We start from the raw sequence: 13,336 nt of genomic DNA on the forward strand, positions 1-13,336 counted from the left end.
AAGCCGCTTGGCTTATAATAGATAACATAAACAAGAAAGGGAGATCACAATGAAATCGATGACCAAATCCCGCTTCAAGGCAGCCGGCGCGTCCTTGCTGACCGTCGCGCTGATCGCAGGATGCAGCGGAGGCGGCAACGAGCCCGCCGAGACGAGCACGAGCAAACCGGAGGATGGAGGAACAAAGAAAGAACCAACCGCCATCTCTATTATTCAGCCGGATCTCGGCAGGGTCTGGAAGGCCGATAACCCGGGCACCAAGGAGCTGGAGGCTCGAACGAACGTCAAGCTCAACGTCTCGATGCATCCCAATAACGATTTTACCAGCAAATACAACGTACTGGCCGCTTCGGGAGACATTCCGGACATTAGCCGTCTCAGCGCGTTCGATTACCAGAACTTTGCGGATCAGGGGCTGTTCCTCGATCTGACCGACTATATCGACGAATACGGTCCAAATCTAAAGAAGGCGATTCCGGAAGAGCTGTGGGAGCTGACGAAGTACAAAGGCAAACAATTCGTCATCCCGTACGAGAACACGGCAGGCAAAGAAGTGCCGGTCGTACGCCAGGACTGGCTCGAGACGCTGGGACTGAGCATGCCGACGAACCTCGACGAGTTCGAGGCCATGCTCAAGGCGTTCACCTTTGACGATCCGGACAAAAACGGAAACAACGACACGTATGGTCTTGGCGTGACGAACACGTACAGCGAATCGTTTATGCCGATCTTCGGCGCCTACGGCATTGCGCCGGGCTTTATCGGCGGCAGCACGCCAATGCCGAGCTATCTGAAGGAAGACGGCAGCACGATCGTCCCGGTGGCGGTTTCGCCGGAATACAAGGAAGCGATCACTTACATCAAGCGGCTATGGGATGCCAAGGTCATCGATCCGGAGATCTTTACGATCAAGGCGGATCAGGCGCAGCAGAAGGCTGCGCAAGGCAAGATTGGTTACTTTAACGCTTGGTGGTCTATAGCGCCTCAACAGCTCGTCATGCAGCTCAAGATGAACGAGATCGTGCCGGAAGCGAAGTGGGAGCCGATTCTCCCGGCTTTGACGGGGCCGGAAGGCAAGAGCGGCATGTTCTCCTTTGGCAACATCGGCGCATCGGTAGCCATCTCCGCCAAGTCAAAAAATCCGGAGGAAGCGATCAAGTTCCTCGATTATTTGGCAACCGAAGAAGGTTGGGAATTGGCAAGGTTCGGGATTAAGGACACGCACTACACGTCCGCAACGTCTCCGAGAACAGCGGAAGGCCAGAAGGCGTATGACGAGAAGTGGCTGGATCCGCTGAGCCAGATCGTATCCCGGGTGGATTTGGTGGATAAGGTGAACAATGCGAGCGAGGATCCCGTGCAGATCGAAAACAACCGCTTTATCAATGCGGCTGCCGGCTATAACCTGTATGCGGATATTTTCTATGGCATTCCGCTGACCGACGAATACAAGATGTACGGCGCCGACGTGGCCAAGTTCGAAGAGGAAATGATCATTAAGTTCATTACAGGGGTAGAGTCGCTGGACAAGTGGGATAGTTATGTAGAGAGCTGGAAGAAAAAAGGCGGCCAGACCGTATTCGATGCCTCCATTAAGAAGTACAACGAGCTTAAGGGAACGCAGGCAGTATCGGGCATTTAACTAAGTCGTAAAAAGCAGATATGGAAGCGGGGACCGATGACGGTCCCCGGCGTTCTGCCATGCCTGCGAACAAGAAAGGTGGCACGTTTATGTTCGACGATTTGCCATCTCCCCTTTTGCTAAGAGGCAACGACAGGAGAGCCTATCGCGATCCTTGCGCCGTCTATCACGCGGGGACATGGTTCCTATACTACACGCTGGTGGAGACGGAAGCGGACGGCCAGGTTTATCTGTACACGGCCATGAGCGAAAGCGGAGATTTGCGGCATTGGAGCAAGCCGCTTATTTTGACGCCGAGACATCAGGGGTTAAATTATTCGAGCCCCGGCAATATCGTCTTCCATAACAACAAGTGGCATATGTGCCTTCAGACGTATCCCAGGCCAAACGGGGAGAAATACGGCAATGCGGATTGCCGGCTCTGGATGATGGAGAGCGACGATCTGCGCCATTGGTCGGCGCCCGAGCTCCTTCTGGTCAAAGGCGGGGATACGGGCGTTCGCGAGATGGGCAGAATGATAGACCCTTATTTGGTGGAACATGCAGACAAGCCGGGCGAGTGGTATTGCTTCTACAAACAGAACGGCGTCAGCTACTCCCGTACGTACAATTTCCGCGATAGGATATACGGCGGCAGCAGGGAAGCGGGAGAAAACGTCTGCATCATCCGGCATGACGGCGAATACGTGATGTTCCATTCCCCGGAGAACGGCATTGGCGTCATGCGCTCCTCCGATCTGACGGAGTGGCGGGATGACGGTGAGCTCATCACGCTTGGCCAGAAGGACTGGGAGTGGGCCAAGGGCCGGATTACGGCCGGCTTTGTCATCGACCTGCGCCATGTTGCGGGGATCGAGGCATTTGTTATGTTTTACCATGGGAGCGGCCCCAAGGACGAAAGCGTGTTGTTCGATACGCATGCTTCGATCGGAGCGGCCTGGAGCAAGGATTTGACTGTTTGGGAATGGCCGGGGAAGTCCAAGCCGGTATGCATAAACATAGAGGAGGAGTAGATCAGGATGAAACGGATGTCGATCATGTGGTTCCTTGTTTTGACATTGGTTTTGCAAGCGTTTCCAGCCTATGCGAGCGAGGATGTACAGCCGGAGCAGGAGACGAGCGTTATGCGTATCGAAGGCGAAAACTACGGCATGGCAAATCAGACGCCCGTCGCGAAGGGGGAGCGGGACGCGCTGAGGGGGAGCAGCACGGAGCTTAGCGGCAACGACTTCCTGTTCTTTAAGAGCGCGGCGGGAGCGCCGCTTCCCGAGGCAGGTTATATCGCGGAATTCGAGGTAACTGCCCCGGTGCCGGGCACTTACGGTCTGACGATTGTCGCTTCGCCGATTGCGGCCGGCCACGTTTCACCGTACCAGATCCGGATTAACGACGGGGAGTATATGGACGTGAATTCGTCGATCGCGACGAAGATTGGCGAGCTTCAATCGCCGACGAACCTGTTCCACCGTTACAGCTTGACTCCCGTCACGCTGGAAGAAGGAAGCAATACGATTTCCTTCCGGGTGACGCAGGGGAGAAGCCTGGACGGACGCATTTACTTTTTCCTCGACATGCTGGAGCTGACCAAGCTGCCGTGGGGACTTACTTCCATACGCAGCAACGCGCAGAACAATTTGTTCGAGGAGCAGGACGAGGTTCGGCTCACGATTGCCTTTACGGATTCGGCGAGCAGCGGGCATTCCGTCTCGTATCGAATAGAGGATTACGAGGGGAATACGGTCGTACAGGATGAACTGACGCTGCAGGACAACGTGCCGAGCTACACATTGACCTTGCCGCAGCTTGGGCGCGGACACTATACGGTGTATGCGGAGGCGGACGGGGACGGCCGCGAGGTCAGCGAATATTTCTCCATCGTCATGAACAGCGCCGAGCGCAGGTCCGGCATTACGCATCCGTTCGCGATCGACGTGGCCGGAGGCTCCTTGTTCCCGGCGGCGGATGCGCCCGGCTATGCGAGGGCGGTCCGGCTGACCGGCGTGGATTACGTGCGGGAGCGGATGCACTGGAATTCCGTCAGCAGCGCGCCCGGCACGTATGATTTCGCCAAATACGACCCTTACAACGATGCGTACGGCGACGAAGGCATACGCGTGCTGCAGTTGAACCATATCGCGCCGCCATGGGCCAAGGATACGGGAAAGAATCTGCCAAGGAACCTGATGGACGCGTATGATTTGGCCAAGACATCCGCCCTTCATTACGGAGCGCAAGCGGACTGGGAATTCTGGAACGAGCCGGACATCCAGTACACGGCGGACAGCGAGACGGCCGATCAATACGCGGCCTTCTTAAAGGCGACTACGATTGCGGCCAGAGATGCGGGTACGGGCACGCAAGTCGCGCTTGCGGGCATTGCTTATCCGCCAGGGGGCTATGTGGAGCTCCTTATGCAAAACAACATTACGGACTACATCGACATTTACAATTATCACGGTCATCGCAACGACAACGAAACGACGAAGCTGATGGAGACGCCGCCGACCTTCGCCGCCAATATGGAATTCCTTCACGACTACGGCGTCGACGGCAAGCCGATCTACGTTACGGAAGCGGGCATCATGTTGAAGTTCCAGGACAGCACGCAGACGTTGACGCAAGAGCAGCTTAGAACCCAGGCGCGTTATCTGGCCACCTCCACGATCGAATCCGTGGCGATGGGCGTGGACAAACATTTCTGGTTCGTGTTCCCTTATTATCTGGAGAACGGCATGTCGTGGGGAAGCTTTTCCTCCCGCGTTACGCCTTACGCGGCCGTCAACGCTCAAGCCGCCATGACTCATGCGCTGGGCGAAGCAGTCTACCTGGGGCAGCTCGGCAGCCTGCCCGCGGGAGTCGCGAGCTACGTGTTCCGCGACGGAGAGGACAGCGTTGCGGCGATCTGGAGCGAGAACGACACGCCGTTGACGCTTCCCGCCATAGCCGGGGATGCGCTGCTGACGGACATTATGGGACGCGAAAGCGTGCTGGCGGCAACGGGCGGAAGTTATGCGCTGACCGCCGGAGCCGACGTGCAATATGTCCGGGTGGCGGGGACGTTTCCGGGCTTGACGGAGCCGGCCCATGCGGAGCCCGCGCCGTTTGCTCCGCCGCTGTCTGCGGCGGACCGGGTGGTGCTGGTGCAGAAGTATCCCGAGGCAACGGCCGCCAAAGCCAAAGCGAAAGGGTATCTGCTCGACAAGACGGAGACGACATTGGTGCAAGTCGACGTCTACAATTTTAATGACGAGCCGATGACGGGCGACATAAAAGGCACAACCTATGGCGGTTGGTCGTTTGCCAGCCCGACGGAGAGTGTTACGATCGCGCCTTACGGCAAGGAGACGGTGTCTTTCGAATTAACGGGCAGCGCCGCGGTTGCAGCGGACGTGAAGTTTCCGGTCGTATTCCAGGGAATATTTGGAGGCGAAGAAACGTCCAAGTCGGTCACGCAGATCGCCTCCAATGAGGATCTCCCGTTAACGCCAAGCTTGCTGGTTCCGAATTACGACGATCCCGCGCGTTGGGAGACGAATATTTCTTCGGGCTCCACTAGTGAGGCAACGTCTCCCGGGCAGGGAGAAGTGCAATTCGACTTCGCTTTCGGCAGCGGGGACAAGTGGTCGTATCCCAACTTTACGCTGGACAGCGCCACGAATTTCGCGGGAACGGAAGGACTGACGTTCGAGATCTACTTCCCGGAGGCCGTCGAAGGCGTCACGATTCGCAGCTTTATGTACGAGAGCAACGGGGCGGGTTATTTGAATTCCGGGGGCGCCGCTCCGACGGGGGGATGGCAGTCGGTCAAGATGCCTTGGTCGGACTTCGGAGCATTCGGCTTGCCAGACGACAACTTCCACCTGGATCCCGACCAGATTCGGAGATTCAGCATCGGGATCAATTCCCGGACGGCCATGCAAGTTGGCTATAAAATCCGAAATGTCGGCGTGTACACGCAGCAGGATTCCGGCCTTTACAGCCGCATCGACAATTTGAGCCCCGCCCACAACGGGACGGTCGTTGCGGGCAACGTCGCCATTACGGCCGAAGTGGCGCAAGGAGAGATCCCGGTGGAGCTGGATACGCTCCAGGTGCTGGTCAACGGAACGCAGGTGCCGCATACGCTGAACGGCCTTGGCATCCAGGCTGCCGCCGCGCTGCAGCCCGGCACCCATGCGCTTACGGTCAAAGGATTCGACGTGAACGGTAGATTGGTGGCGGCGAAGTCCGGCGTGACCGTCATTGCCGGCAATCATGGAAATAATGGAGGCACCGGCGGCTCTGGAGAAGCGGCGGTCGGCGGAGAAACGTCGTCTGTCATGAAGGCAACGGCTGCGGATTTGAAGCCCGTCGATCAAGGCGATGGCTGGAAGCTCCGTCTTGCGGCGAACGCCGCTTTTGCGGAACTCGGCGCCGGGTTGTTCGATACGCTTAGCGGTAAGGTGCTGCAGATCGAGGCGGAAGGACTTTTACTTTCGATTCCGGCAGCTACGTTGAAGAAGTTTATGCACGGCGATGACGGGAGCGTCAATACCCGTCTTGTCATCGGCATCGAAGCTTTGGAGGATTACACGGACCGACAAACGTCGGAATTGGCGGAAGCGCGCGAGCTAAGGGGCGGCCGGTTGACTGCAGCCGGGAAACCCGTGGAGTTGACGATGTACGCGATCGATTCCGGCGGGAACAGAATCGCTCCGGCTGCCTTCGTCGAGCCGGTAACCGTGACGTTTGCCTACGGGGATCAGGCTGAGCCGGAGCTGCTCGGCATCTATTATTGGGATAAGGAGACCGACATTCCCCGTTATGTGCGCAGTTATCTAAATCGCGAGCAAGAGACGATCGAAGCGCGTCTGGACCACTTTAGCGCCTACTCGTTGCTTGCCTACGAGAAAAGCTACGCGGATGTGCCGCCGCAGCACTGGCTGTATCCGGCGCTCAGAGGGCTGTCGGCCGCACATGTGGCGACTGGAGTTAGCGACGACCGGTTCGCTCCGGACCGTCAGGTAACGAGAGCCGAGTTCATCACGTTGTGGATGCGTGCCCTGGGATGGATGAAGCCTGAGGAAGAGTCGTCGGCGAATGGCAGCACCGGCTTCGATGACGTTCCAGCGGCGGCTTATTACGCTGCGGCGGTTGCCGCCGCCAAGCAAGCCGGCATCGTAAACGGAAGAGGGGACGGCCGCTTCGCTCCGAATGAGCTCATAACCCGCGAGGAGATGGCGGCGATGCTCGTAAGAGGGCTGGAGCGAGCTGGTTTGGATCAGGAAGCAGTCGGCGAAGACGTGTCTTTCGCGGATCGGGACGCCATCTCGGCGTGGGCCAGACCAGCCATGGAAACAGCGACATCGCTTGGCCTCATTGGCGGCTATGGGGATGGAACCGCAAGGCCTCAGAGATGGGCTGCGCGGGGAGAGGCGGCACAGATGATCTGGCGTGCTTATCAGCTCCGGTAACGAAAAGAGCCGCCTTCTAATCGAAGGAGCGAACAAGTATAATGAACGAACAAGACAAGGCCAATCCGACGAGGCGGCAAAGTGGAGGCGAAGGGATGAACGCGAGAAAAAAATGGGGCTTCATGCAAAGCAGTCTATTCGAATACTTCTATTATTTCCTCGCCCTGTCTCTGCTTATCTCCTTCATTACGGGAGCGGCCTTGTACTACTCGTCGTCCAATATTTTATGGCGGGACGCCGTCCAATCCAGCAGCAATACGCTGCAGCTGCTCAAAAACGGCCAGGAGATTGTTTTGTCCGAGGTCGACAAAGCGATGGAAGCGGTGTTTCTGGACTCCTCCTTTATGAACTTTATGGAGTATTACGAAAGCTCGGATATCCTTATGCAGCGGCGGATTCAAGAGAGACTCGAAGGCGTCGTGCTGGCCACCGATTATATTCATTCCGTCTACATTCATTATCCGCGGGAGCAATTCGTTTTATCGTCCATACAGGGGGCCGTTCCTTTAACGGCCTTTAGCGACAAGGCGTTTGCCGGGGCGCTGGCCGGCGAGAAGATTGACGAGTCGCTTGTCCGTACCCGCTCGCTGCAGGAGATCTCTTCGATGGGGAACGAGAATGTGATCACCATCGTAAAGACGCTCCCTATCATTCACGCGGGTATGCCCTATGCTTACGTCGTCATCAATATTCGAAGCGACTATTTGGTCAACATCATGGATTCGCTCAATACGAACCGTGACGCCTTCTTGATCATTACCGACCGGGAAGGGCATGTGCTGTCCCGTAAGTCGTCGGAAGAGTCGCTGTCATCCGGGGATTCGGAGGACTTCGATTTCTCCATGCTGACGGGGCAGTCGGGCAACCGGTTCGCCAAGATAAACGGAATCGACTCTCTGGTCAGCTATATCTCGTCCGAGCCTAGCGGCTGGATGTACATCTACTCCATGCCCAAGTCGTCCATTACGGAGAGCGTGCAGTTGTGGAGCAGGGCGACGATCACGATCGTCGCCATCGCGCTGCTGCTGAGCCTCGCCGGCTCCTTCCTGCTCTCCAAACGCATCTTTAATCCGGTGGACCGGCTGTTATCCTTGACCCGCAGGGTCCATGCGGGAGGTTCGGGCTCGGAGAAGGGCAAGGAGATGACGCAGCTCGAGACGAGGGTGAACCGGCTGATCGACCATAACCGGGATTTGACGCTGCTGCTTAAGGATTACGAGACCCATCGCAAGGAACAATTTCTGCACAGGCTTGCGCGCGGGGAAGAGCCCGCCGACCTGCAGACGCTGGAGCGGCTCCGTTATTACGAGGTTCCGCTCCGCGAGGAAGGGTATTATGCAATGATCATGATCTCGTTGGACGGGTTCGCGAAGCTCGGCCAGGAGGAGTCCGTTCGCAACGAGCTGGTACTGCGAATGTCCGAGCTCATTCGCGAGGAAGCGTTCGCGAAGCAGCGGTATCAAGGTTATCTGCTGGAGCACGAATCGAATGAGCTGCTGCTGGTGCTTGGGCTCCAGTCTCCGGACGATGACTCGGAGTCTATGTTATCCCAGCTGCATCGCTGGATTCGGCATCTTCACGAGCTGTTGCAGACCGCATCCAGCATGACGGCGACGTTCGGCGTGAGCGCGCTGCACGAAGGGCTGGAGGAGCTGGGCGAATGTTACCTGGAGGCGGAGTCCGCGATCAGCCAGAAGCTGGTCTACGGATACAACAACGTGATCTTCTACAACGGCGCCAAGTCGGAGCCGAGCATTGCCCTGTACCCGCTCAAGATCGAGAAGCAGCTGCTGACGCACTTCAAGACGGGCAATCGCGAAGGCGTCGCCCAAAGTTTGCTGGAGTTCGAAGCGTATATGCTGGAGCATCATTCCGGTCAAATCGAGGTCGTCCGGCAATATTTTCTGCAGCTGTTCTCGTCCTCGCTCCGATGTATCTATGAGATTGACGCCAATCTCGGATTCCAGCCGATCATCCAGCAATTTCGTTATACGGACCTGCTGGAGTCGGACACGATGCAGAGCATGGTCAGCTACATCCAGTCGCTCTACGACTTGATCCTGGGCCAGCTGGAGCAGAAGCGCAGCATGAAGAACAAGGAGCTGGCCTTGGACGTGACGGCTTATATCGACGATCATCTCGACGGCGACTTGTCGATCGAGCGGTTAAGCGATTTGTTTGCCATCAGCATGTCGCATCTGCGCAAGATCTACAAGGAGGAGACGGGCGTTACCATCAAGGACACGATCAGCGAGAAACGGATCTCGCGGGCCAGGCAGCTGCTCGGCGATCCCCGACACAAGATCCAGGACATCGCCCATATGGTGGGATATCTTACGGTGCAGTCATTTGCCAAGGCATTTAAGATGGATACGGGTCAAACGCCGGGCGAATATCGGGAGCAGTTGCTTCGGAGATCGCCGGGCGATTAAGGCGCGGATCTGAATGATATGAAAAAATACGGAAGCGTTACTGCGAACCTCCTCCGAATGATTCCATTCGAGGAGGTTTTTGCAGTACGCCCAGCATGTGCGTTTTTACCGGAACGCAGCTTTCGAGTTTGGTTCCTCGCCGTTGTTCAAGTGATATACCCATCCTCCAAACGACTAACCAATGCGACAGGAAGCCTTGTCCCATATAGCAATTTCCCAGTATTGGCGCGGCGCGAGGAATTGTTCATGCGCTAGAGAAACCATCGATTGTGGAATCGCTGTCAGCGGGGGTACGATAGCGGTACTTAAGCAAAGGAGGGTCGCAAATATGGCAGAATGGGTTGGTCCCTCGCAGTCAGGCTCCTCAGACGCAACCCCTCGTCATGCAGGGAAGCATGCAGCACCGAAGAACCGAATTATCGGTAATATGAGGAAGCACTGGATTCTGTATCTGATGATCCTGCCGGGCATCTTGTATTACGTCGTGTTCAAGTATGTGCCGCTTGCGGGAAGCGTCATCGCGTTTCAGGACTTTCAAATCTTTAAGGGCATCGGGGGCAGCGAGTGGGTCGGACTTAAGAACTTTAAGTATATCTTCTCGTATCAGGACTTCTACACCGTGCTCCGCAATACGGCGGTCATCGCGCTCTACCAGCTGCTCTTCGGCTTCCCGGCGCCTATCATTCTCGCCTTGTTGTTCAACGAAGTGAGGCTGATGATGGCCAAAAGGTTCGTGCAAAGCCTGTTTTATTTGCCCCACTTTCTGTCGTGGGTCGTTGTCGGCGGCATCGTGTTCGAGCTTCTGTCGAGCCAAGGCGTCATTAACGCGCTAAGGGAATGGCTCGGCCTTGAGCCCATTCTATTCATGCAGGAGCAGAAATACTTCCGTTCCATCGTCGTTCTATCCGCCATCTGGAAGGATGTCGGTTGGGGAACGATCGTGTATTTGGCTGCAATCGCGGGGATCAATCCGAATCTATATGAGGCGGCCGTTATGGACGGCGCGAATCGCTGGAAGCAGACGATACACATTACATTGCCAACCATGTTCCCGACGATCCTGGTCTTATTCCTGCTCAATATCGGCAATTTTCTTGAGCTTGGCTTCGATCAAATCTACAATTTGCTTACGCCGATGACGTATTCGGTCGGGGATATCATCGAAACGTACGTATACCGGGCCGGGGTCTTGCAAGGCCAATATAGCGTAACGACCACGATCGGTTTATTCCAGTCGATCATCGGCTTTATTTTGTTATGGATCTTTAATCGGATGGCTCGAAAAACGGAACAGGGGTTGTGGTGATGAAGCTAACCAGAGGCGACAAAACATTTCAGTTGTTCAACTACTTATTTCTGTTTGCCGCTGCGGCCACCATGCTCATGCCGCTATTGCAGCTGCTGGCGGTTTCCTTCAGCTCTCCGATCGCTGCGGATTCCAAGCAAGTATTTCTGCTGCCGGTCGAATTTACGACGGCGTCCTGGAAGCATGTCCTGCAGAACGCGGGGTTATGGAAGTCCTTCGGCATCACCGTGTATATTACGATCGTGGGCACCGTACTTAGCATGTTATTCTCCGTGCTGACGGCTTATCCGCTGGCGCATAAGGATTTTCTGCTGAAAAGGCCGATTATGCTGGGCATTATCATTACGATGATCTTCAACGCGCCGATGATTCCGTTCTTTTTGACCGTGCGCGAGCTCGGCATGATGAATTCCTTGTGGGCGCTCATCTTGCCGGGCATTATCGGGACGTTCAACATGATCATTATTCGCACTTTTTTTATGGGGCTCCCCAAGGAGCTGGACGATTCGGCCCGAATTGACGGGTGCAGCGACGCGGGCATCTTATTCCGAATCTATCTGCCTCTGTCAAAGCCCGTGCTGGCTACGGTAAGCTTGTTTTATGCGGTAGGCTACTGGAATACGTTCTCGCGGGCCGTATTGTTCATAAGGGATCCCGAGAAGTGGCCGCTTCAGATGAAGCTCAGAGCTTATCTGACTTCGCCGGAGGAGCTTGCCGCCGTCAATATGTTTTTGGGAGACTACGATTTCAACACGACGACGCTTAAAGCGGCTACCATTCTGTTCGCAACGATTCCGATCGTATTGGTCTACCCGTATTTGCAGAAGTATTTCGTCAAAGGCGCCATGTTAGGTTCATTGAAGGAATAAGAGCTGAATTTTTGTTTTTCACCAAAAAAGGGAGGTATGACAAAGATGAACAGAAGGTTTGGAAAGTCGACGAAAACGGCGGCTATGGCGGCCGTGCTCGCCGTATCGCTAGTGGCTGGCTGTTCGAATGCCGGCAATGCGCCGAAGAACGCGGGAACAAACGGCGATGGGGAAAAGGCGGTTACGGTTAAGGTGTTTAAAAGTCATATGGGAGTCGGGACGATCCCGGACGCGAACAACGAGCATGTGAAGTACGTACAGGAAAAGACGGGCGTCATCTACGAGATGATGACGACTCCGCCGGGCTCCGAGCCGACCGAATACTTGAATCTGATGATCGCGTCCGACGAGTTGCCCGACATTCTGCGTCCGATCGGAGGCATCGAGCAGACGTTGATCAAGCAGGGCGGCGCGCTGCCGCTGGAGGAGCTATTGCCCGAATATGCGCCTAACGTATGGAAGAACATTCCGCAGGAAGCCTGGGACGTCGTACGTTCGGCATCGCCGGACGGACATATCTACTACGTGCCCAAAGTGTTTCTCGTCCCCGAGCGCGCGCCGATGATCCGTCAGGATTGGCTGGATAAGGTGGGGCTGTCGATGCCAACCACGCTGGATGAATATAAGGATGTGCTGCGAGCCTTCCGCGATAATGATCCGAACGGCAATGGCAAGGCAGATGAATTGCCGACCTCCGGCCGGGAGTTCGGCAAGTGGATGGACCACCTGTTCGGCATGTTCGGCGTTGCCATGTGGGAAGGCGTGCCCGAATGGGACATCTACGAAGGGGAGATCGGCTACGCTGGCGTTTCCGACAACATGAAGGCCGCCATTACTTTTATTCGCGAATTGTACGAAGAGAAGCTGCTGGACAACGAGACGTTCCTGAACAAAGGCGATGTATGGACGGCCAAAATCAACAATAACCTGGTCGGCAGCTGGTATCACTTGCCCGCCAACCTGAGAGACCGCTACACGGCGATGCTGCAAGGTGCGCCCGATGCGTATGTCAAGGGTATGCCGATGCCGGAAGTCGAAGGCTACGATGGTTTCGTCACGATGAAGAGCATGGGAGAGCCGGAGTGGGTCATTCCCGCCGGAGCCGAAGCGAAGGCTCCCGATGCGCTCAAGCTGCTGGACTTCTTCTATGACAATAACAACGACGAGTTTGTTCGTTTCGGCATCGAAGGGATGCAGCATGAGGTCGTCGACGGCAAGAAGACGCTTCTGCCGCCGGAGGACAGCCGCCCGATCGCGCTTGGCATGCGCAACCTGACGACGGAAGAGGATATGGCGACGCGAATAAAGGAAACGATCCCGGAGGATATGCAGCAGATGGTGACGGACGTCTTCGAGGTGAGCAAGGCCGACGCGCGCCGCATTGCCGGAGACGGATTGCCGAACACCGTATACGAGGGTTATCCGGATATTCAGTCGCACAAGCTGTTCCAGGAGTATCTGACCAAGATCGTGATCGGGGAATGGCCGATCGATAAGTTCGACGAGTTCGTCGAACGCTGGAACAAGGCTGGCGGCGACAAGGTTACGGAGCGCGTACGGGAATGGTACGCGAAGCTGACCGGGTAAAATCATAAGCGACGGGGCCGGCGTCAAAGCCGGCCCTGTCGGCTAAT

7 protein-coding genes are annotated in these 13,336 nt (G+C 56.1%); all 7 read left to right on the top strand.

Annotation, left to right across the window (positions count from 1 at the left end; all coding sequences use genetic code 11):
- The first annotated feature begins 49 nt into the window (after positions 1-49).
- Complete coding sequence (locus KJW29_RS35735) at positions 50-1,642, top strand: extracellular solute-binding protein (RefSeq protein WP_214628248.1); 1,593 nt, start codon at positions 50-52, stop codon at positions 1,640-1,642.
- A gap of 89 nt (positions 1,643-1,731) precedes the next feature.
- On the top strand, positions 1,732-2,655 hold the full coding sequence (locus KJW29_RS35740; RefSeq protein ID WP_214628249.1) for a glycoside hydrolase family protein: 924 nt from the start codon (positions 1,732-1,734) through the stop codon (positions 2,653-2,655).
- Positions 2,656-2,661: 6 nt separating this feature from the next.
- The gene (locus tag KJW29_RS35745) at positions 2,662-7,095 is read left to right on the top strand and encodes an S-layer homology domain-containing protein (protein WP_214628250.1); all 4,434 of its coding nucleotides are present in this window, start codon (positions 2,662-2,664) and stop codon (positions 7,093-7,095) included.
- A 41-nt stretch (positions 7,096-7,136) separates the two neighbouring features.
- Complete coding sequence (locus KJW29_RS35750) at positions 7,137-9,527, top strand: helix-turn-helix domain-containing protein (protein ID WP_214628251.1); 2,391 nt, start codon at positions 7,137-7,139, stop codon at positions 9,525-9,527.
- 427 nt (positions 9,528-9,954) lie between these two features.
- Positions 9,955-10,833: an ABC transporter permease gene (locus KJW29_RS35755; protein ID WP_246608942.1), complete on the top strand. Its 879-nt coding sequence runs from the start codon at positions 9,955-9,957 to the stop codon at positions 10,831-10,833.
- Entirely contained in the window at positions 10,833-11,702 is an 870-nt protein-coding gene (locus KJW29_RS35760; RefSeq protein ID WP_108995979.1) for a carbohydrate ABC transporter permease, read from the top strand. The genes KJW29_RS35755 and KJW29_RS35760 overlap by 1 nt, the downstream gene beginning before the upstream one ends.
- 45 nt (positions 11,703-11,747) lie before the next feature.
- Entirely contained in the window at positions 11,748-13,289 is a 1,542-nt protein-coding gene (locus KJW29_RS35765) for an extracellular solute-binding protein (RefSeq protein WP_214628253.1), read from the top strand.
- Positions 13,290-13,336 lie beyond the last annotated feature (47 nt).

It is taken from the genome of Paenibacillus agaridevorans, assembly GCF_018604145.1.
Lineage (GTDB): Bacteria > Bacillota > Bacilli > Paenibacillales > Paenibacillaceae > Pristimantibacillus > Pristimantibacillus agaridevorans.